At 72.4% G+C, this 20,617-nt stretch carries 16 protein-coding genes; 6 read left to right on the top strand and 10 right to left on the bottom strand.

What is annotated here, in order from left to right; all coding sequences use genetic code 11:
• Window positions 1-4: 4 nt before the first annotated feature.
• The 5 genes from AB0K00_RS02665 to AB0K00_RS02645 form a co-directional block, all read right to left on the bottom strand.
• Window positions 5-1,183 (bottom strand): VWA domain-containing protein, encoded by a 1,179-nt coding sequence (locus AB0K00_RS02665; protein WP_363514095.1) that lies wholly within the window; start codon window positions 1,181-1,183, stop codon window positions 5-7.
• The gene (locus tag AB0K00_RS02660; protein WP_363514092.1) at window positions 1,176-4,181 is read right to left on the bottom strand and encodes a DUF5682 family protein; all 3,006 of its coding nucleotides are present in this window, start codon (window positions 4,179-4,181) and stop codon (window positions 1,176-1,178) included. Before AB0K00_RS02660 ends, AB0K00_RS02665 begins: the two co-directional genes overlap by 8 nt.
• Complete coding sequence (locus AB0K00_RS02655) at window positions 4,174-5,271, bottom strand: AAA family ATPase (RefSeq protein WP_363514089.1); 1,098 nt, start codon at window positions 5,269-5,271, stop codon at window positions 4,174-4,176. Before AB0K00_RS02655 ends, AB0K00_RS02660 begins: the two co-directional genes overlap by 8 nt.
• Window positions 5,268-6,788, bottom strand: a complete 1,521-nt coding sequence (locus AB0K00_RS02650) for a DUF5691 domain-containing protein (RefSeq protein ID WP_363514086.1) — start codon at window positions 6,786-6,788, stop codon at window positions 5,268-5,270. Before AB0K00_RS02650 ends, AB0K00_RS02655 begins: the two co-directional genes overlap by 4 nt.
• Before the next feature lie 70 nt (window positions 6,789-6,858).
• Window positions 6,859-8,208, bottom strand: a complete 1,350-nt coding sequence (locus tag AB0K00_RS02645; protein WP_363514083.1) for an SWIM zinc finger family protein — start codon at window positions 8,206-8,208, stop codon at window positions 6,859-6,861.
• Between the two features lie 54 nt (window positions 8,209-8,262).
• Here AB0K00_RS02645 and AB0K00_RS02640 point away from each other — a divergent pair, with 54 nt between their 5' ends.
• Window positions 8,263-8,871, top strand: a complete 609-nt coding sequence (locus AB0K00_RS02640) for a DoxX family protein (RefSeq protein WP_363514080.1) — start codon at window positions 8,263-8,265, stop codon at window positions 8,869-8,871.
• Window positions 8,872-8,891: 20 nt separating this feature from the next.
• Here the strand turns inward: AB0K00_RS02640 and AB0K00_RS02635 are convergent, their stop codons facing one another.
• The 4 genes from AB0K00_RS02635 to moaC are packed head-to-tail and all read right to left on the bottom strand — an operon-like array spanning window position 8,892 to window position 11,491.
• Window positions 8,892-9,314: a molybdenum cofactor biosynthesis protein MoaE gene (locus AB0K00_RS02635; RefSeq protein ID WP_363514077.1), complete on the bottom strand. Its 423-nt coding sequence runs from the start codon at window positions 9,312-9,314 to the stop codon at window positions 8,892-8,894.
• The gene (locus tag AB0K00_RS02630; protein ID WP_363514074.1) at window positions 9,311-10,513 is read right to left on the bottom strand and encodes a molybdopterin molybdotransferase MoeA; all 1,203 of its coding nucleotides are present in this window, start codon (window positions 10,511-10,513) and stop codon (window positions 9,311-9,313) included. Before AB0K00_RS02630 ends, AB0K00_RS02635 begins: the two co-directional genes overlap by 4 nt.
• A gap of 37 nt (window positions 10,514-10,550) precedes the next feature.
• The gene (locus AB0K00_RS02625) at window positions 10,551-11,033 is read right to left on the bottom strand and encodes a MogA/MoaB family molybdenum cofactor biosynthesis protein (RefSeq protein ID WP_363515037.1); all 483 of its coding nucleotides are present in this window, start codon (window positions 11,031-11,033) and stop codon (window positions 10,551-10,553) included.
• Window positions 11,015-11,491, bottom strand: coding sequence for a cyclic pyranopterin monophosphate synthase MoaC (gene moaC, locus AB0K00_RS02620; protein WP_363514071.1), 477 nt, complete (start codon window positions 11,489-11,491; stop codon window positions 11,015-11,017). Before moaC ends, AB0K00_RS02625 begins: the two co-directional genes overlap by 19 nt.
• Window positions 11,492-11,838: 347 nt before the next feature.
• On the opposite strand from moaC, the gene AB0K00_RS02615 reads away from it, so the two are divergent.
• From AB0K00_RS02615 to AB0K00_RS02605, 3 genes are read left to right on the top strand one after another with little or no spacing between them, the layout of a single operon-like run.
• Window positions 11,839-14,367, top strand: a complete 2,529-nt coding sequence (locus tag AB0K00_RS02615; protein WP_363514068.1) for an EAL domain-containing protein — start codon at window positions 11,839-11,841, stop codon at window positions 14,365-14,367.
• Window positions 14,355-15,587 (top strand): glycosyltransferase family 87 protein, encoded by a 1,233-nt coding sequence (locus AB0K00_RS02610; RefSeq protein ID WP_363514065.1) that lies wholly within the window; start codon window positions 14,355-14,357, stop codon window positions 15,585-15,587. Before AB0K00_RS02615 ends, AB0K00_RS02610 begins: the two co-directional genes overlap by 13 nt.
• Window positions 15,588-15,596: 9 nt before the next feature.
• Entirely contained in the window at window positions 15,597-16,217 is a 621-nt protein-coding gene (locus AB0K00_RS02605) for a phosphoribosyltransferase family protein (RefSeq protein WP_363514062.1), read from the top strand.
• Between the two features lie 476 nt (window positions 16,218-16,693).
• Here AB0K00_RS02605 and dnaB read toward each other — a convergent pair whose 3' ends face one another.
• The gene (dnaB, locus tag AB0K00_RS02600; RefSeq protein ID WP_363514059.1) at window positions 16,694-18,148 is read right to left on the bottom strand and encodes a replicative DNA helicase; all 1,455 of its coding nucleotides are present in this window, start codon (window positions 18,146-18,148) and stop codon (window positions 16,694-16,696) included.
• A 354-nt stretch (window positions 18,149-18,502) separates the two neighbouring features.
• On the opposite strand from dnaB, the gene AB0K00_RS02595 reads away from it, so the two are divergent.
• Entirely contained in the window at window positions 18,503-18,952 is a 450-nt protein-coding gene (locus AB0K00_RS02595) for a hypothetical protein (RefSeq protein WP_363514056.1), read from the top strand.
• A 144-nt stretch (window positions 18,953-19,096) separates the two neighbouring features.
• Window positions 19,097-20,599, top strand: a complete 1,503-nt coding sequence (locus AB0K00_RS02590; RefSeq protein WP_363514053.1) for a von Willebrand factor type A domain-containing protein — start codon at window positions 19,097-19,099, stop codon at window positions 20,597-20,599.
• Window positions 20,600-20,617: the final 18 nt, after the last annotated feature.

The raw sequence follows: 20,617 nt of genomic DNA, 5'->3' as shown, positions 1-20,617 counted from the left end.
CTTTCTAGCTCTTTGCCTGTTCGATGATGCCGCGCAGGTCTCTGCGCTCGATGGCGGCGGCCATCAGGTCCGGGAAGACGTCGGGTGTGCAGGCGAACGCCGGCACGCCCAGCGCCGCGAGCGCCGCCGCGTTCTCGTGGTCGTAGTCCGGCGCCCCCTCGTCCGACAGCGCCAGCAACGCGATCACCTGCACGCCGGCGGCGGTCATCGCGGCGACCCGCCGGAGCATCTCCTCGCGCACGCCGCCCTCGTACAGGTCGCTGATCAGCACGAAGATCGTGTCTTGGGGGCGGGTGATGAGCTGCTGGCCATACGCGATGGCGCGGTTGATGTCCGTGCCGCCGCCGAGCTGGGTGCCGAACAGCACGTCGACCGGGTCCGCGAGCTGGTCGGTCAGGTCGACCACGGCGGTGTCGAACACCACGAGCGACGTCTTCAGCGACCGCATTGAGGCGAGGACCGCGGCGAACACCCCCGAGTAGACGACGGAGGCCGCCATCGAGCCGGACTGGTCGACGCACAGCACGACGTCGCGCTGCACCGACTGGGCCCGGCGCCCGTAGCCGATCAGCCGCTCCGGCACGATCGTGCGGTGCTCGGCCTGGTAGTGCTTGAGATTCGCCCGGATGGTCCGGTTCCAGTCGATGTCATGGTGGCGTGGCCGGTTGATCCTGGCGGCCCGGTTGAGCGCCCCGGCCAGCGCGGTCCTGGTCGGCTGCGCGATCCGTCGCTCCAAATCGGCGACCACCTTCGCGACGACCTTGCGCGCGGCCCGCTTGCTCTTGTCGGGCATGACCCGGTTGAGCGACAGCAGCGTCCCGACGAGGTTCACGTCGGGTTCGACGGCGTCCAGCATCTCCGGCTCGAGTAGGAGCCGGGTCAGGTCGAGCCGCTCGATCGCGTCCGCCTGCATGACCTGCACGACCGTCGACGGGAAGTACTGCCGGATGTCGCCGAGCCAGCGGGCGACCCTCGGCGCCGACGCGCCGAGGCCCGCACCGCGCTGGCTGCCGGTGCCTTCGCCGCCGTCGTACAGGGCGCCGAGGGCCGCGTCGATCGACACGTCGGCGCCGGTGAGCCCGTAGCCGGTGCCCTCACCGCCGGACGCGCCGCCCAGCGCGAGCCGCCACCGGCGGAGCCGCTCGTCGTGCTGGTCGTCGTGGCTCTCTTCGTCATCAGACATCGTGCGGCTCCTTGCCCAGCAGCCGGGCCACGACCGGGAGCAGCAGCGCGCCGCGGTCCGGGTCGACCTGGTCGTCGTGCTCGCCGGCGCGCGGACGCCCACCGGTGCCGATGTGCGCGGCCCGCTCGCCGATCATGCGCCGTTGCGGCGCGGGGTATCCACTGAACGTCCGGCGCAGCAGCGGCAGCACCTCGACGAACCCGTCCGCCGGAATGCCGGTCAGCCAGGCGTCGACCAGCGCCAATAGTCGTTCGTCGTGGACCAGCAGCAGCCCGTCGCCGGCGAGGAATCCCTCGATCCACGCGGCGGCCTTGGCCACCGGTACGCCGACCGTCAGCACCAGCGCCATCCTTGCGCCGATCTCGTCGGCGTCGACGGTGCCCGCGTCGAGCAGCAGCCGGCTCATCCGCCCGGTGAGCAGCCCGTGCAGGTCGTCCCGGGTGGACAGGCCACCGAGCAGCGCCTGCCACCGTTGGTTGGCGTCGGCGTCGTCGATCAACGCCAGCGCACCCTGTACGCCATCGATGCGATCGCGCATCACTGCGGCCGCCGCGTCGTCGAGCCCGCCGACCGCCGCCGGCAGACCCACGCAGACCCGGGTGATCATGCCGTGGGTCACCGACCGCAGCGCCGACAGGTCCGTGCCGCGCACGTCGCCGTACCGCAGCGTCCGGGCGAGCGCCGGCAGCGCGTCCATCAGGTGCGCCACGTCGGCGTCGAGCGCCATCCGCTCGTCGAGTGCGTCGAGCACGCCCGGCAGCGCGTCCGGCAGGTCCGCCAGCAGGCACCGCTCGACCAGCGCCGTCACGTCGGCGAGGGTCTCGGCCTCGGCGGCCTGCTCCGCGACCCGAGCGGTCGCCGCCTCCCGGACCGTGGTCCCATACGCGCCGGCCTCGACCAGGTCGACGGCGAACTCCGGCTGCCACGCAATCTGCCATGACTCCCAGAACGTGCCGCGGCCCTTCCGGTTGGCCAGGACCTGCCCCCAGTCCACGCCCAGCAGCCGCAGCCGGTGCAGCAGCTGGCTGCGCTGCAGGTCCAGGTCGCGACGCAGGTCGAGGTCGATCTCGCGGCTGCTCACCGCCGGCTGGAGCCGCAGCCGGCGCTGGCTGCTGGCCACGTCCCGTGCGATCGGCACCCCGGGCGTCCGGTCCGGCACCCGCCCGAGCCGGTCACCGACCACCAGCCGCCGGTTGATCAAACTGAGCCGCAGGTCGTCGCCGTCGCAGAGCACCGCGTGCGCGGCGTCGGTGACCTCGGCGAGCCCGGCGAGCGGCCGCCCACGCATCGTCGCGAGCGCCTCGGCGAGCCGGGTCGCCTCGATGACGTGCGCGCTGGACACCGGCACGCCGTCCTTGCGCAGCACGCCCGCGGCCCGCACCAGCCACCGCGCCACGACGTGCTCGTCAACGGCGGTGAACAGGTGGTGATACCAGCCCGGCGACCGAACCCCCGCGCCATACCCCTGCCACGACGCCAACCGCGCGTGCGTCCACGGCACCCAGGTCATCGCGACCTTGACCTTCGGCAGCCCCTTGAGCACTGCGGCGTCGGAGGACGCGCTGGGTAACGGCGCGGTCAACGCCGGCACGTGCCACGCCCCACACACGACGGCGACCCGGTCGAACTCCTTCGTCGCCGCCCGCAGCGCCTGCCGCATGTACGCCTCGCGCCGCTCCTCATCGATCCGCTCAGCCTCGGGCGGCGCCGGCGTGTGCGCCCTGACGACGGTCATCGCCTCCGCGATCGCCGCGAAGGGCGCGACCGCCGCGGCCAGCCGTTCCTCGTCGATGTCAGGCTCGACGGCGAACAGCGACCCCGCCCCACCCAGTCCATCGACGGTGCGGCTCCCGACGGTGACACCTTCCGCCGTCGCGCCATCCGCGGCACTGCTCCCGGCGGCTGCGCTGCTCCCGCCCGCGGCGCTGCTTCCGGCGGCGCTGCTCCCGGTGGTGGTGCCCTGTGCCGTGGTGCGTTCTGCGGCAGTGATCCCCGCAGCGCCGCCCGTCGTGCCGGCCGCAGCGCCCTCCCCGCCCGCAGCGCCCTCCCCGCCCGCGACGCCCTCCCCGCCCGCGACGCTGCTCCCGCCCGCGGCACTGCTCTCGCCCGCGGCGCTACTTCCGGTGGTGGTGCCCTGTGCCGTGGCGCGTTCTGCGGCGGTGATCCCCGCAGCGCCGCCCGTCGTGCCGGCCGCAGCGCCCTCCCCGCCTGCGGCGCTGTCCCCGCCCCCGGCGCTGCTTCCGGCGGGGGTGCCCTGCGCCGTGGCGCGTTCTGCAGCGGTGATCCCCGCAGCGCCGCCCGTCGTGCCGGCCGCCGCGCCCTCGCCGCCCGCGCCGCTGCTGCCGCTGGTGCCGGCCGCGGCGCCCTCGCCGCCTGTGGCGCTGTCCCTGCCCGCAGCGCTGTCTCCGCCCGCGGAGTTTCCTGCGGCGCCGCTCCCGGTCGTCGGGTTTCCCGCGGAAGGGGCTCCACCCCGGGCCTCACCGACGATGGCATCGGGGCCGCGGGCCGCGGTGGGTTGCCTGGAAGGCGTCGGCGGCAGGTCGCGGCGGTGTTCGACGACGTCTTCCCACCAGCGCTCGGGGTCGTCATAGCCGGCTGCCTCGGCCAGGGCGCCGATCGGGTCGATGCGGACCGTGTCGTCGGCGGGGGTCGGCGCGGCAGGGGTGCCGGAGGCGAGCCGGACCGCCGCGGGCAGGTCGATGAAGCGGACCGGGATGTCGCACGCGACCGCCCACCGGATCGCCTGCCACTCGGGGGAGAACTCGGCGAACGGCCAGAACGACGCCCGCAGCTTCGGGTCCGGGTTGTCGGCCGGGTATGCCAGCAGCGCCACCGGCGCGCGCATGTCCTCGTCGCCGGCGAACGGCACCAGCGGGTCGGCCTCCGGGGGGCCCTCGATGAGGATCACGTCGGGCTGGAACGCGGCGAGGGCGCGGCGCACCGCTCGCGCCGACCCCGGGCCGTGGTGGCGCACGCCGAGCAGCAGCGGATCATTCACCGCGACGGGCCGCCCGGTAGAAGTCGCGCCAGCCTTCGCGCTCTCTGATCACGGTCTCCAGGTATTCCTGCCACACGACCTGGTCGGAGACCGGGTCCTTGACGACCGCGCCGAGGATGCCGGCCGCGACGTCGCCGGCGCGCAGCACCCCGTCGCCGAAGTGTGCGGCGAGCGCGAGGCCGTTGGTGACCACGGAGATCGCCTCGGCGGTCGAGAGGGTGCCGCTGGGTGACTTCAGCTTGGTGCGCCCGTCCTCGGTGGCGCCGTTGCGCAGCTCCCGGAACACGGTCACGACCCGGCGGATCTCATCGACGGCGGGCGGCAGCTCGGGCAGCTCGAGGGCCTTGCCGAGGGCGGTGACCCGGCGCGACACGATGTCGACCTCCTCCTCGACGCCGGCGGGCACGGGCAGGACCACGGTGTTGAACCGGCGACGCAGGGCGGAGGACAGCTCGTTGACGCCGCGGTCGCGGTTGTTGGCGGTGGCGATCACGTTGAACCCCTTGCGGGCCTGCACCTCCTCGCCGAGCTCGGGCACCGGCAGGGTCTTCTCCGACAGCACCGTGATCAGGCTGTCCTGCACGTCGGACGGGACCCGGGTCAGCTCCTCGATCCGCGCGATCCTGCCCTCGGCCATGGCGCGCAGCACCGGGCTGGGCACGAGCGCGGCCCGGCTGGGCCCCTCGGACAGCAGGCGGGCATAGTTCCAGCCATACCGGATCGCCTCTTCAGGGGTGCCGGCGGTGCCCTGGACCAGCAGCGTCGAATCTCCGCTGACGGCCGCCGCGAGGTGCTCGCTCACCCAGGTCTTGGCGGTGCCGGGCACGCCGAGCAGCAGCAGCGCCCGGTCGGTGGCGAGGGTCGCGACCGCGACCTCCATCAGCCGGCGCGACCCGACATACTTCGGGATGATCACGGTGCCGTCCGCGGCGGCGCCGCCGAGCAGATAGGTCACCACGGCCGTGGGGGACAGCAGCCACCCCGGCGGCCGCGGGCGGTCGTCTCCTGCGGCCAGTGCGGCCAGCTCGGCGGCGAACTCGTCCTCGGCGTGCCGCCGCTGGACTGCCTGCGCTTCGACTGTGCTGGTCACGCGAGCTCCTCGAGCATGTCTTGTCGGAACCGGAGGGTGTCGGCGAAACGGCCGACGATGGAGGACATCGGGTCATCGGACGCCAGCCCGGTGGCGAGCTTGACGGCCCGGTCCGTGGCTTCGGTGGGCAGTCGCAGCGCGGCCAGCTCGCACAGCCCGGCGAGCCGCCATCCTGCCGAGCGGCGGCCGCCGAGGTCGTCGAGCGCGGCGAACACCGCCTCGACGAGTGCCGGCGGCCACGGCCGCGGGCACAGCTCCAGCACGTGCTCGACGCCGACCGCGGCCGCGCCGGCGAGGCCGCGGCGCAGGACCTCGACCGCGATCGCCGACAGCGCGTCGGACGGCAACGCGTCATACAGCGCCTCGAGCAGCAGCCGGTCGTCGGGCCGTCCACCGGCCGCGACCTCTTCGGTCAGCTGGCCGGTCAGCGCGGTCGCCCACGGTGCGTCGCGCTGGCCGGCCGCGGCCCGGGCCAGCCCGCGCCGCAGGACCGCGGCCCACTCGTCGGTGACGGGCAGGCGCAGGAACGCATCCGGCTCGCCCCACACCCGCAGCGGGGTCCGGGTGAGCAGCTCCTCCAGCCACCAGGCCCGCTCGCCGACGCCGACCGGCGGTCGCGGCGTGATCCCGTCGCGGCGCATCGCCTTGTCGCACGCGGCGGGTGGCACGACCATGATCCGCCCGCCGCTGACCCGGACGCAGGCCGTCGAGCGCTCGGCCATCCGCTGCGCATAGGCGCTGTCGGGCAGCAGCGCGAGCAGCTCGACCGCGGCGGCCCGCACCTCCTTGCGCCGGTCGTCGAGCGCGGTCTCCAGAACCGCCTCGTCGGCGCCGGACAGGCCGGTGGCCAGGGCGCCCAGCAGCGCGGCCCGGTCGTCGGGCGTCTCGGTGGGCCAGGCGGCGCGCAGCAGGTCGCGGGCGGCGTCGGGATCCCGGCGGCGCAGCGCGGTCAGGAACCCCACCCGCCGCCCGATCGACCCCAGCTCCCAGGCGCTGCCGTCGTCGGCGGGACCGTCGACGGCCGCGGTGACCAGATAGCCCCAGTCGGGTCGCTGGGCCGCCAGCCACTCCGCCCGCGGACCGCCCGCCGCGGCGATCAGGGTCCGCAGGATCCGGTGCCGGCGGCCGACCTCCAGCAGCGCGGGAAGCAGCTCGCCCGGCACCCGCCGCGGCCCGACCGCGCCCAGCCACTCCGCGAGCAGCTCCAGCCGCCCGTCGGCGTCGCGCACCGGGGTCGCGTTGCTGGAGCCATAGCCTGCGGCGTCCACCGCGAGCAGGTCCGCGGCGCGGGCCGAGGCCGGCCATGGCACCAGCGGGATGCCGGAGTCGTCGGGCGCGGGGACCGGCACGGGGACGCCGTGCCGGGGTGCCACGCCCGCGCGTCGATACATCGTCAGCGCGGCCGCCGCGTCGAGCAGCACCTCGGCAGGGTCGCCGTCACCGGCCGGGAGGTGCCGCCGCTGCGTCCCGACCAGGGCCGTCGCCAGGACGTCGCCCCATTCCGGCAACCCGCTCACGCCGTCACCTCCGCCGCGGACAACCTGACGGACGCCCGCATCCGCCCGCCTTCACCACGCTCCGCGCCGCTCACAGGCGCACCAGCCGGCCTTCGGACCAGGCGCCGAGGGGGCGCAGGCCGCCTGCGGACCATTCGCCGGTGACGGTGGTCGGGCGGCCGCCGGTGATGGCGAGCAGGCGCCACGGGTCGCCGGCGGCGGGGTCGAGGGGGAGGGCGAGGCCGTCGGGGTCGACCAGGTGCCAGGTGCCGCCGTCGCGGGTGGGGCAGACCGCGTCGACGGTCATCGGCCAATAGTCCAGCCAGGGGTCCTCGGCGAGGGCGGCGGCGTGGGCGCGCAGGTTGGCCTCGATGCCGGTGGCGCCCGCGACGGCGGGCATGCGGGTCGGTGGCCCGTGCCGCTTCGCGATGAGGGCCCGGGCCGGTTGCCCGCCGGGATAGAGGCAGATGTCGGCGTCGATCTGCGTGCCGGGGAGCAGGTCGATCGGCAGGGACTGCCCGGCGACGGCGAACGACAGCACGAGCACGGGCCGCAGCGTCTCGGCGCCGCGCAGCCAGGCGCGGCGGACGGTGAGCTGGTCCTCGATCTCGTCGCGGACGCCGTGGACCTGCCAGCGGTCGCGCAGGGCGGGTCCGGCCAGAACGGTCTCGGTGGCGATCGGCAGGCCGACCCGCATGCGGACGCTCGCGGCGAGGTCCTCGGGCAGGTCGGCCATCCGCCGATAGCCGCCGACGAGCAGGTGGAGCCGGGCGAGCTCGCCGAGGAGCCGCTCGGGGGAGCCGGTGACCGCGGAGGTGCGGCGCAGGATGCCGGCCGCACCGGCCGCCTGGGCGTCGACCAGCCGGGCTGCCATCGTGTCCCAGTGCGCATAGCCGCTCTTGGCGACGCTCGCGAGCCCGGCCCGGGCCTGGTCGGCGAGCCAGCGGTCGAGCTCGTCGAGCCCGGCGGAGATCCGGTCGGCCCGGCGCGCCTGCGCCTTCTCCCCCGGCGCCGCGCGGCCGCCACCACCGCCTCCGCCGCCGGGTGCGGCCGGTGAGGTCTGCGCGGGGACCGAGCGCCGGGCGGCGCGCGAGGCCTGCCAGTCCTGGACCCAGGCGGGTGCCGTGGCGTCGTTGACGCTGCCCGCCGACCAGCGCAGCAGCAGGCCCAGGGCGTGCTTGCAGGGGAACTTGCGGCTCGGGCAGGTGCACTTGAACGCGGGCTCGGTGAGATCGACGGCGGTCTGATAGGGCGTGCTGCCGCTGCCCTGGCAGAGCCCCCAGATCGTCGGCGGGACGTCGTCGGTGGCGCTGAGCCCGGACTCCAGCCACGCTCTGTCGCCGGCCATGCCCCTGGCCGCCCGCTGTGCGGACGAGTCGGGCGCCAGCGCCATGACCTGGTCGGTGGTCCAGACCGTCGTCTCCGTCGAAGTTTCGGCCATGCTGCGAAGCGTAGTGAGGGGGTACGACATTCCGTGGTTGGGTATGAACCTGCCATGAGACCCGTGCGCACCGCGGCCCGCTCGATGCTTGCCGCGATCTTCGTCATTCAGGGCTGGGCGGCGTTCCGTGACCCCGCGAAACTCGCCGACAAGGCCCGGCCGCTCACCGACCGGCTGGAGCCGAGGTTGAAGGCGGTGCACCCGAGCCTGCCGACCGACGCGGAGACCCTGGTCCGGGTGAACGGCGCGGCTCAGGTCGCGGGCGGGATCCTGCTCGCGACCGGGCGTGCGACGACCCCGGCGGCGCTGGTGCTGGCCGGTTCGCTGGTGCCGACGACCCTCGCCGGGCACGCGTTCTGGGAGATCGACGACCCGGCGCAGCGCAACCAGCAGCGGATCAACTTCCTGAAGAACCTCGGCCTGATCGGTGGCCTGCTGTTCGCGGCGCTGGACAACGAGGGCCGCCCCAGCCTCGCCTGGCGGACCCGGAACACGGCCGGCGTCGCCCGCCGCAGCGTCGGTCACTCCGCGAGGACCGCGCGCAGGGAGGCGCAGCACGCCGTACACACGGCGCAACGGGAAGCCCGGCACGTGTTGCACGCCGCGCAGCGTGACGCGAGGATCGCCCGGATGGCGGCCCGCGCAGGACGCCGCCTGTCATAGCGCCCTGGAGCCGAAAGCACCTACGGGCAGTTGACCCATTCCTCTTCGCCGTCGGTGAAGACCTGCCGCTTCCACACCGGCAGCCTGGCCTTCACCTCGTCGACGAGCCGCGCGCAGAGCAGGAACGCGTCGGCCCGGTGCGAGGTCGAGATCGCCGCCGCGAGTGCCACGTCGCCGATCTCCAGCCGCCCGACCCGGTGCGACACCGCCAGCGCGTGCACGGCCGGCTCGGCGGCGATCTCCGCGGCGATCTCGGCGAGCACGTCGCCGGCGCTGGGGTGGCCCTCGTATTCGAGCTCCACGACGCCGCGCCCGCCGTCGTGGTCGCGCACCACGCCCGCGAAGGACACCACGGCGCCCGCCGCCCGGTCGGAGACCGCCAGCTCGTGGGCCGTCACGTCGATCGCCTCGCCGGTCACCTGGACCGTGATCCGGTCGGTCACACCCGCTCCCCATCCAGAATCGGCAGTGGTACGAGTTGCGCCGGCGTCCCCGCCAGTCCCCGCCCTCCGGGCGGGATGATCGCGAAGCCGATCGAGTTGGCCAGACCTCTCAGCATCGAGGAGCCGGCATGGGCCACCGGATACGCCATCCCGTCCAGCGGATCGCGGCGCACCAGGGCCAGGTGGGTGTAGTCGCCGCGCCCGGCGATGTCGGCACCCAGTTTGACGGTCGTGTGCTCGGGCCGGGCGCGCCCGGTCAGTCCGGCCAGCAGTGGCAGTACCAGCGAAACCAACGCAACGAAGGTCGACTGGGGATTGCCAGGCAGGCCCGCGACGAACTGCCCGCCGGGCAGCTGCGCGACGAGCATCGGGAAGCCGGGCCGGACGGCGACGGTGTTGACGATGTAGGTCGCGCCGAGCTCGGCGAGCGCGGGGTGCAGGTGGTCGACGGGGCCGTGCATGGTGCCGCCGGTCGTGCAGATGAGCTGGGCACCGGCGTCGACGGCGGCCCGGAGCGCGGCGACATGGTCCTCGAGGGTGTCCGCGACGGGCGCGCGGTGGTGCACGACGTCGGTGCCGGCCCGCCGCAGCCACGACGGCAGCGAGGGGCCGAGCGCGTCGCGGACCCGCCCGTCGCCCGGGACGCCGGTGGTCAGCAGCTCGTCGCCGAAGATCAGCAGGGCGCTGCGCGGCTTGGGGCGGCACGGCAGGGTGTCGTAGCCGCAGGCGGCGGCCAAGCCGATGACGCCGGGCGTGATCGGCGTGCCGGCGGGCAGGAGCTCCTCGCCGACGGCGGCCTCCTCCCCGGTCAGCCGCCAGTCGGGGATCTTGCGGGGCTCGCCGGAGACGACCCGGTCACCGTCGACCGTGGAGTCCTCGGTGCGCACGACATACAGGGTGCCCTCGGGCACCATGCCGCCGGTGGCGATCTCCACGCAGGTGCCGTCGGCGGTCAGCGGCTCGGCATGGTCGCCGGCGAGGACCCGGCCGACGATCTGCCAGGGTGCCGGGCCGCGGACGGCCCAGCCGTCGACGCTCGAGGTGGGAAACGCGGGCAGCGCGGTGAGCGTGGTCAGTGGCTCGGCGAGCGTCAGGCCGTCGGACTCGACGAGGGGGACGGGCACGGGGCTCGACGCGACCGCCGAACCCGCCTCGAACACCGCCTCGCGGGCATCGGCCCACGCGATCGGTAACGTCACGAGTCGAGCCTAGCCCTTGCCAGACAAGGGACTGCGCTCAGTGGTCGCCGCCGCGGAGTTGGTCGACGGCGTGGGCGAGGACCGGGCCGAGCACGACGAGGCCGTCCTTGGCGCCGCCCTTCGAGCCGGGCAGGTTGACGATCAGCGTGCGGCCGGAGACCCCGCTGAGGCCGCGGGACAGGATGGCGGTCGGCACCTTCGCCGCACCCGCCGCCCGGATGGCCTCGGCGATGCCGGGGACCTCGTAGTCGAGCACGCGCCGGGTCATTTCCGGGGTGGCGTCGGTGGGGGTGACGCCGGTGCCGCCGCTGGTCACGATCACGTCGGCGCCGCCGGCGACCGCGGCGCGCAGTGCCTCCTCGACCGGCGGGCCGTCGGGGACGACGACCGGGTCGCCGACGTCGCAGCCCAGCTCGCGCAGGCCGGCGACGAGCAGGGGACCGCTGGTGTCGGCGTAGACACCGGCCGAGGCCCGGTTGGACGCCACGATCACGACGGCCTTCACGAGGCCCGCTCCCAGAGGCCGGTCTTGCCGCCTTCCTTGCGCAGCACCCGAACTCCTTCCAGCGACGCGGCCGGGTCGACCGCCTTGATCATGTCGATGAGGGCGAGGCCGGCGGCGGCAACGGCGGTGAGCGCCTCCATTTCGACGCCGGTGCGGTCGGCCGTGTGGGTGGCCACCTCGATGTCAACCGACTCGTTACTCAGAGTCAAGTCGACCGTCACCCCATGAAGGGCGATCGGATGACATAACGGGATGAGATCGGGCGTGCGTTTCGCACCCATGATTCCGGCGATCCGGGCAACCGCCAAAGCGTCACCTTTGGGTAACGCACCGTCGTGCAGCAACGCTATTACTTCGGCGGTCGTACGGACGGAACCAGCCGCAACCGCACGCCGGGAGGTGATTTCCTTGCCGGCGACGTCCACCATCCGGGCCGCGCCGCTCCGGTCGACATGGGTCAGTTCGTGTGCCACGACATCACCTTATCGATCGTGCGGTGGACTTTCATTTGATCATGCACGCTAGTGGGAAGATGCGTCGATTCACTTGCACGGAGAGTCACTTTCACGTTACCAAAATATGACAAGCTCTGCCTTTCTTCGCAAACTGTGAGTCGACAGACAAATAGGTATGGGCAACTTGCGAAATGCACCCTAGGCTCCGTTCAACACCAAGGAGTTCGATACATATCGATGCCTTGGTGAACGGGGGTCGTAACCGCGAAAACGACCTAGGGGGCAAAAATGCGTGGACACGAGTGGCTCTAAAAGCTCGGCCTTGACAGAGGCACACAACCATCGGTCACGATGAACAGACCGCGATGCAAAGACCACTGGGTACCGACGACGCGACCAACCGGCGCCTCTGGCGTCTCGTTGGTCCCGTCGTCGTCGGTGCGGGCCTCTCCGTCATCGCGGCGTTGTGGCTGGTCAGGGGCTACGGCAGCCTGATTCTCATCCTGCCGCTGCCGACCGCGCTGGTCCTCAGCTGCGGATACATGCGGCTCCAGATGCGGATCCGCTCGACGATCCACGGTTGGACGCCGGTATCGGCCGTCATCACCTTGGCAGCGGTGTTCCTACCGGCCCCGCTCGTCATCCTGTCCGTCGCCGCGGGCAAACTCATCGACCAGTTCCTGAACGTGGCGCACGTGCCGGTGAAAATCAGTTTCAACGTCGGCAAGGACGTGCTCAACAGCACCGCCGCGACGCTCGCGCTGGCCGCCGTGGGGTTCCAGCCGATCCTGGTGGCCCCGCACGACATCGGACCGCTCGGCGGCGCACTGATCGCCACCGTCATCGCCTCCGTCGCATACACCGCCGTCGACGAACTCGTGTCCAAGGCCCTGTTCGCGATGCTCACCCATACGTCGTACCGGCAGCGCCTGCTCGCAGACTGGGGCAACCTCGCCGTCGCGCAGGCCGGCGCGTTCGTCATCGCCGTCGCCGCCGTCGTCGCGTACTACATCAACTACTGGCTCCTGCTGCTCCTGCCGCTGCTGCTGTGGTGCATCCACCTCGCCTCCGGCAACCGGGTCCGCGCCCGCCAGGGCAACGAGGCCTGGCAGCGGCTCGCCGAGGCCACCGACGAGTTCAACTCCGTCGACCAGACCGCCGTGCTCCACGCCGCCGTGCGCAAGGCCGCCGAGCTCTTCTCCACCGACGAGGTCGAGGTCCAGATCCGGCCGCCGACCGACGAGGCCCGGCTCGTGCGCAGCAACGGCCGCGACATCCTGTACGACGGCAACCCCGACGACGCGCCCCCCGTGACCGGATTCGTCATCCCGATCGGCCTGGAGAGCTACCGCGGCGACGCCGACCTCGGCGAGCTGCGGCTGCGGTTCCGGGCGCCGATCAAACTCTCCGAGCGCGAGGGCTACACGCTGCACACCTTCGCCGCCGCGCTGTGCACGGCGCTGCGCAACGCCGCCACGTTCGCCGAGACGCAACGCCTCGCCGACAGCCACGCCAGGGCCGCCGCCCAGGACCCCCTCACCCGCCTGGCCAACCGGCGCAAGCTGCAGCAGTACGGCGACGAGGTCCTCGCCACCGGCATCGTCGGCGTCCTGCTCATCGACCTCAACCACTTCAAAGAGGTCAACGACACCCTCGGCCACTCCGCGGGCGACCGGGTCCTCATCACCGTCGGCGAGCGGCTGTCCGCCGCCGTCCGCGAAGGTGACCTGGTCGCGCGGTTCGGCGGCGACGAGTTCGCGGTCATCCTGGCCAACCTCAGCGCGCCGGCCCTCGCCGAGATGCGCGCCCACACGATCCTCGACGCCCTCGCCCCGCCCATCCAGCTCGACGACATGCGCATCAGCGTCGAGGCCAGCTGCGGCGTCACGACGGCCAGCGGCGGCACCATCGGCGAGCTGCTGCGGCGCGCGGACGTCGCCATGTACCAGGCGAAACAGGACGGCCAGCGGGTCGTCGTCTACGCGCACGCCCGCGACACCGCCGACATCGGCACCCTCACCCTCGGCGGCGACCTCGCCCGCGCGGTCGCCGAGGGCCAGTTCGTGGTCAACTTCCAACCGATCGTCGACCTCGCCACCGGCCAGGTCATCGGCGCCGAGGCGCTCACCCGCTGGCTCCACCCCGACCGCGGCGACCTCGCACCCGACCGGTTCCTGCCCGCGATCGAACGCTCCGGCCAGCTCTCCGCCTTCGCCGACGCCGTCCTCGACCAGGCGCTGACCGCCGTCTCCCAATGGGCCGACGCGGGTCACGCCATCCCGGTGGCCGTCAACGTCTCGCCCCGCAGCCTGCTCGACCCGTCGTTCCCCGACGCCGTCGCCCGCCGCCTCTCCGCCCGCGGCGTGCCGTCCTCCTCGCTCGTCATCGAACTCACCGAGTCCATCACCCTCAGCAAGCTCGAGGTCGTCGACGACGTCCTCGCCGCGCTGCGCGACCAGGGCATCCGGCTCGCCCTCGACGACTTCGGCACCGGCTTCTCGTCCCTGGCCACCCTCGCCCGGGTCGCCGTCGACGAGCTCAAGATCGACCGGAGCTTCGTGGCCGCCATGAACGCCTCCGCCCCCGGCGCCGTCGTCCGCTCCACCATCGACCTCGGCCGCAGCCTCGGCCTGGTCGTCGTCGCCGAAGGCATCGAACGCGAGGACCAGCGCCAGCAGCTCTGGGAGCTCGGCTGCCCCGCCGGCCAGGGCCACCTCTTCGCCCGCGCCATGCCCGCCGACCGGCTCCTCGCCGCGCTGCGCCGCGGCCACGACGGCCAACCCGGCTGCCTCGCGCCACCCCTGCACGACACCGACACCGTGATCCGCCTGCCGCGCAACCGCCGGGCCCGCCGCGCCGGGCCGGCCGAGCCCGGGCAAGAATGGGTGCCATAGCCACGTTCTTCTCCCCCGCCCGGATCAGCGACGCCGTGCTCTACGGACTGTCGGCGGTGTTCGCCGTTTTCACCGCCGCCGCGTCGACGCTCCCGCCGCACCGGGCCTGGGGCGCCATCGCCTGGTGGGGCTACGCTGCGGCGTTCCTGGTGACGTTCGTCGTGCTCCGCCGCCTCCTGCTCACCTTCGTCGTCTTCGCGGCGGTCACGATCGTGCCCCTGGTCACGCAGGCCGTGCAGCGCACCGGCGGCCGCACCGATCGCGCGCAGGAAGAGGTCCTCGTCGTCGAGCAGATGGGCCGGCGACTGCTCGACACCGGCACGCCCTACCTCGACCGCCCCGACATCGCCGCACTCCCCGCGTCGGAGCGGTTGCTGGGGTATTCGCCGTACCAACCCGGCATGTCGATCTTCGGCCTCCCCCGGGCGTTCTTCGGTAACCACTGGTGGACCGACGCCCGCATCTGGTTCGCGGCCGCCACCGTCGTCGCGCTGCTCTGGACCCTGCGACTGCTCTCCGAGCTCGTCGCCCCACCCGGCCTCGTCCTCGTCGCCCAGTCCGTCGCCGTCCTGCCGATCTGCGCCCTCACCCTGACCACCGGCGGCGACGACCTGCCCGTGGTCAGCCTGTCCCTGCTCGCCATGGCCTTCACCGCCCGGCACCGCTGGGCCGCGGCAGGCGTCGCCATCGGCCTGGCCGGCGCATTCAAGCTGTTCGCTCTTCCTGCGGCGTTGGTACTGGTAGTGCTCGCCTTGCAGTCCGGCAGACGTAACGCCTGGACCTTCTCCGGCCTCGCGCTCGGGCTGCCCGTGCTGGCGATGCTCCCCGCGCTGGCCGTGGCCCCGTCCGCGTTCGTCGAGAACGTCCTGCGCTTCCCCGCCGGCCACGGCCTCGTCACCAGCCCCGCCCAGTCGCCGCTGCCGGGCCAGCTCATCGCCGCGTCGACAGACGCCGGACGGACCATCGCCCTGTCGCTCCTGGTCGCCGCCGGCCTCGCCATCGGCGTCTGGCTGGTGCGCCGCCCCCCGAAGGACACCCGAGCCGCCGCCCTCGTCGTCACCGTCGGCCTGACCGCCGCGATCATGCTCATCCCGTCGACCCGCTTCGGCTACCTGCTCTACCCAGCCGCCTTCGCCGCCCTCTGGTGGGCGCTGCGCCCGACGGCCGCCCCCGTTGATCGACCTGCCAATCTCTGGTCGGCATCCTCCGGAGCGGCGTAAACAGGAAGCATGGCCTTCCGGGACCGCCAAGAAGCCGGCGCCGCGCTCGCCGCGCGGCTCACCGGCTACGCCGACCGGGCCGACGTCATCGCCCTCGGCCTGGTCCGCGGCGGCATGCCCGTCGCCGCCGAGGTCGCCGGCCGGCTCCGCGTCCCGCTCGACGCCCTGGTCGTGCGCAAGCTCGGCGTGCCGTGGTCACCCGAGGTCGCCTTCGGCGCGATCGGCCCCGGCGGCGTGCAGGTCCTCAACCCGGAGATCCGCCTCGAACCGCACGAGATGGCCCCCGTCATCCGCCACGAAACCGCCGAACTCCGCCGCCGCGACCGCCTCTTCCGCATCGGCCGCGAGCCGCTGGACCTCACCGGGCGGGTCGCCCTCATCATCGACGACGGCCTGGCCACCGGCGCGACGGCCGGCGCGGCGGTCGCGGTCGCCAGGGCGCTGTCGGCCGCACGCGTGGTGCTGGCCGTCCCCGTCGGCGCGACTCCTGCGGTCCGGCGGCTGGCCCTCGTCGCCGACGAGGTCGTCTGCCCGTTGACGGCCGACTACTTCGGCGCGGTCAGCAGCTATTACGACGACTTCCGCCAGGTCCCTGACACCGAGGTGGCCCGCCTCCTGACCCGCACCTGAGCCGGTCCGCGGTCACAAAGCGGGCATTGACCAACGCCTGCCGATCGGCAGGCTATCCGCCCTCCCGGCAGCACTCCAGCTGGCGGTACCTGGGACCTCCACAGCGCCTGGCTGCTCCATGCGACCAGCGTGGAACTTCGATCAACAAAGGCGGGCGGCGGCCTGGCGGTGACCCGCACCCAAGTCCCACGCTGGAACCGCACCGAAGCCGCGCACGAGGAGCGGAACGGACCCGCTTCCGCGGCACCTTCCCGCATGATCGGCGTTCTCTCATCGCCGAAGTGCCGCGGGAGCCGACGGCGACCAGGCCGCAGTTGGGCGCGGGTGGCCTGTACGCGAGGAGTTCGAACGGCGGTCTTGCCGCTGTCCGCGTAACACGGAGAGACGCAGCGCCTCGCCGCAGCAACCCCGAGCGCAGACCCCGCCGCTGTTGCTCGCCAGCCTCGCGGCACGCAAGTCTCGCTGCTGGCCGCTGCCTAGATCGCCATGTCGACGAAGCGCGACAGATGCAACTGCGCGGCGACCGTGATCGTGTCGGTCGGGCCGTTTCGGTGCTTGGCCACGATGAAGTCGGCCTCGCCGGCGCGCGGGGACTCTTTGTCGTAATAGTCGTCGCGGTGCAACAGGATGACAACGTCGGCATCCTGTTCGATCGAACCACTCTCGCGCAGGTCAGACAGCTGCGGTCGCTTGTCGGTGCGCTGCTCGGGTCCACGGTTCAGCTGGCTGACCGCGACCACCGGGCACTCGACCTCTTTCGCGAGCAGCTTCAGGCCACGCGACAGGTCCGCGACCTCCTGCTGCCGGCTCTCCGTCCGCTTCGGGCTCGTCATCAGCTGCAGATAGTCGACGATGATCAGCTTCAGGTCGTGGCGCTGCTTGAGCCGCCGGGCCTTGGCCCGGATCTCCATGAGGTTCATGTTCGGCGTGTCGTCGACGAACAGCGGCGCCTCGCTGATCTCGCCCATCCGCCGGGCCAGCTTCGTCCAGTCGTCGTCCGACAACTGCCCGGACCGCAGGACGTGCAGCGGCACCCGGGCCTCGGCCGAGAGCAGTCGCATGACGATCTCGACCTTGGACATTTCCAGGCTGAAGATCGCGCTCGCCATGTTGTGCTTCACCGATGCCGCTCGGCTGAAGTCCATTGCGGCGGTGGACTTGCCCAGACCGGGTCGGCCGGCGACGATCACGAGCTGGCCGGGGTGCAGGCCGTTGAGCAGGCGGTCGAGGTCGCTGAAGCCGGTGGGGACGCCGCTCATGACGCCGCCCTGGGCGCCGACGGCTTCGATCTCGTCGAGGGTCGGCTGGAGCATCTCGGCGAGGACGGCGAAGTCCTCGCTGACGCGCTTCTCGGTGACGTCGTAAATGGCCTGCTGGGCGAGGTCGACGACGTCGTCGACGTCGCGGCCGCCGGGGCCGGCGGAGCCGTAGCCGAGCTGGACGATGCGGGTGCCGGCTTCGATGACGCGGCGCAGGACGGCGCGCTCGGCGACGATGCGGGCGTAGTAGGACGCGTTGGCGGCGGTGGGCACGGCCGCCATGAGGGTGTGCAGGTAGGCGGCGCCGCCGACCTTGGCGATCTCGCCCGCGTCGGTCAGTGCCGCGGCGACGGTGACGGCGTCGGCGGGCTCGCCCCGACCGTAGAGGTCGAGGATCGCGTCGAAGACGACCGTGTGGTTGGGCCGGTAGAAATCGGGGGATTTGAGGATCTCGACGACGTCGGCGATGGCGTCCTTGGACAGCAGCATGCCGCCGAGGACGCTCTGCTCAGCGGCGACGTCCTGCGGTGGGGTGCGCTCAAAGGTCTCGGCGCCGCCGGATGGGCGCTCAGATCGCTGTGGTTGATCCTTTGGCGGCTGCTGCCGGCGCGGCTCGGCCGGGACCGCGTCGTCCCACGGATCGCCGCTTTGCCTGTCTTCGGTGATCGACACTTGCCCCTCCAACGTCATACCCGCACCGACCAGTAGACCTCGTGGGTATGACAATTTCGCGGTACGCATGGAGCGCCCCGCGCAACCGTATGGAGCGACCGGCGTTCGGCAAAACCGACCGGTGGACAACCCTTGGGACAACCTGTGGACCACTGGCCACAATCGGGGGATCAGCTGTGCACAGCCTTGTGGATAACCCAGCAACCTGGATCCACAAAGGACGGCTGAGCTGGGACTTCTTCATCCACAGCCTGTGTGCGAAAAATAGTTCCCCGATCGAGTGACGTGACCGCCGGATGTTTTCCGGCTGGACGGACGATGGCGGGCACCGCACATGGGGGTGACGCTGCGGCCGTGGGTTACCCGGAGTGGGACAGGTCACGTGAGCCCGGCGAGGGCTACTACTCGGGTCGTCGTGATCGCACTCCCCGGCCGGTGCGGCGGCAGGAAGAGGAAGAGGACGAGTCCACCGACTATGCGGCCGCGTTCATCGCCACCGGTTGCTGGTACGTGGTGCCGCTGATCGGCTATGTGATCTGGGCGGCGACGCTGTCGTCGCAGCCGCGGCCCGGTTGTGTGGACGCGTTCGGGGTGCAGTGCCCGGCGCCGCGGGCAGAGGCGTTCACCAATCTGCTGGACGGCGTGCCGCAGCTCGCGGTGGCGCTCGCGCTCGGGATCGTGGTGGCGATGTTCCTGGGGTGGGCGACGTCCGGCTGGCGGGCGTGGACCATCGGTTTCGCCTCCGCGGTGCTGGGCGCCGGCATGGCCACGGTGATCTTCGCGGTGCTTGCGACGCAGTTCTGATTCGATCGGTTCCCGTCGAAGGGTCACAGCATCCTTGCGAGATGATCACCGATGCTCACGCTTGGGTCTCTGTCCGGTTACGCTCGGAGCCGATCACGGGCGGGTCGTCGTCTGACTGGCCAAACACCTTTCAGGGAGGCTTCCATGGTCAGCCAGTTCCGTGCCGTCGCCGTGGCCGTGATCGCCGCGTTGTGCCTGACGGCGTGCGGCGCCGCGTCCGATGACAGCGCCAGCCCCACCTACGACAAGGCGCAGACGATGAACCCGCAGGGTGGTCAGCCTGGACCGCCCGCGACCGGTGAGCTGGCCGATGAGGCCCCCGGTGAGCAGGCGGCGTCGAACCAGCCGGTGTCCACGTTCGCGGTCGACGTCGACACCGCCTCCTATGGCTACGCGAAGCGGCAACTGTTGTCGGGGCAGCGGCCGGCGACGAACACGATCCGCCCGGAGGAGTTCGTCAACTCGTTCCAGCAGGGGTACCGGCAGCCCTCCGGCGACGGCTTCGCCGTGTCGGCCGACGGTGCCCGGCTGCCTCGGACCCATCGCAACTCCAGCGACACGGCCCGGTTGCTCCGGGTGGGGCTGCAGACGAGAGCCGAGCCTGAGGGGCAGCGCCTCGACGCGTCACTGACGTTCGTCGTCGACGTGTCCGGTTCGATGGCCGAGCCCGGCAAGCTCGACCTGGTCAAGAGTGGCCTGCACACGCTGGTGGACCAGTTGCGGACCACGGACTCGGTGGCGCTGATCGCCTACTCGGACGAAGCCGACGTGTTGCGGCAGATGACGCCGGTGCGGGACCGGTCGGCGTTGCACGGCGCGATCGACCGGTTGCGGGTGGCGGGAAGCACGAACTTGGAGGCGGGTCTCCGGCTGGGGTACGAGACGGCGCGCAAGAGCTTCCGGTCGGGTTCGACCAACCGCGTGATCCTGCTGTCCGACGGTCTGCCGAATGTCGGCACCACCAACGCCACGTCCCTGGTCCGCGAGGTTCAGGAGGCGGCGGCGAAGCAGATCACGATGATGGGCGTCGGCGTCGGCAGCGACTACGGCGACAAGTTCATGGAGGAGCTGGCCGACAAGGGCGACGGCTACGTCGTCTACGTCAGCGACGCCGCCGAGGCCAGCAAGGTCTTCGTGGAGCAGCTGCCGGCAACGCTCGCGGTCCGCGCGTTGGACGCGAAGGCGCAGGTGGAGTTCGATGCCGCGGCCGTCGCGTCGTACCGGTTGATCGGCTACGAGAACCGCACGCTGTCGGCGTCGGCGTTCCGCAACGACCGGGTCGACGGTGGCGAGGTCGGTCCGGGTCATGCGGTGACCGCGCTGTACGCGCTGCACCTGCGCAGCGGCGCCGAGGGGCACCTGGCGGACGTTCGGGTGCGCTGGCAGGACCCGCGGACGCGGGAGCCGAGCGAGCAGACCCTGTCGGTGACGGTGGCGTCGCTGGAGCGTGAGTTCTCGGCGGCGGCGCCGCAGGTGCAGGTCTGCTACGCGGCGGCGTACTTCGCCGAGGTGCTGCGGGCCAGCCGCTACGCCGAGGAGGTCCAGCTCGATGATCTGCTGCGGCTGGCGGAGCGCCTGTCGGAGGGGGACAAGCAGGTCGCGGAGCTCGCGGACGTGATTCAGGCGGCAACGAAGTTCTACCGGTAGGGGACAGCACTGAGCCGG

Source organism: Dactylosporangium sp. NPDC049525 (assembly GCF_040676755.1).
Taxonomy (GTDB): domain Bacteria; phylum Actinomycetota; class Actinomycetes; order Mycobacteriales; family Micromonosporaceae; genus Dactylosporangium.
The sequence above is the reverse complement of the archived record's forward strand: the minus strand, read 5'-3'. Positions and strand labels throughout refer to the sequence as shown.

What these genes read in the sequence shown, in the direction of transcription:
- AB0K00_RS02605 (WP_363514062.1), top strand. Translation starts at nt 15,597, where the DNA reads ATGGCCTTCCGGGACCGCCAAGAAGCCGGCGCCGCGCTCGCCGCGCGG.
- AB0K00_RS02615 (WP_363514068.1), top strand. Translation starts at nt 11,839, where the DNA reads ATGCAAAGACCACTGGGTACCGACGACGCGACCAACCGGCGCCTCTGG.
- AB0K00_RS02640 (WP_363514080.1), top strand. Translation starts at nt 8,263, where the DNA reads ATGAGACCCGTGCGCACCGCGGCCCGCTCGATGCTTGCCGCGATCTTC.
- AB0K00_RS02665 (WP_363514095.1), bottom strand. Translation starts at nt 1,183, where the DNA reads ATGTCTGATGACGAAGAGAGCCACGACGACCAGCACGACGAGCGGCTC.
- AB0K00_RS02610 (WP_363514065.1), top strand. Translation starts at nt 14,355, where the DNA reads ATGGGTGCCATAGCCACGTTCTTCTCCCCCGCCCGGATCAGCGACGCC.
- AB0K00_RS02645 (WP_363514083.1), bottom strand. Translation starts at nt 8,208, where the DNA reads ATGGCCGAAACTTCGACGGAGACGACGGTCTGGACCACCGACCAGGTC.
- AB0K00_RS02590 (WP_363514053.1), top strand. Translation starts at nt 19,097, where the DNA reads ATGGTCAGCCAGTTCCGTGCCGTCGCCGTGGCCGTGATCGCCGCGTTG.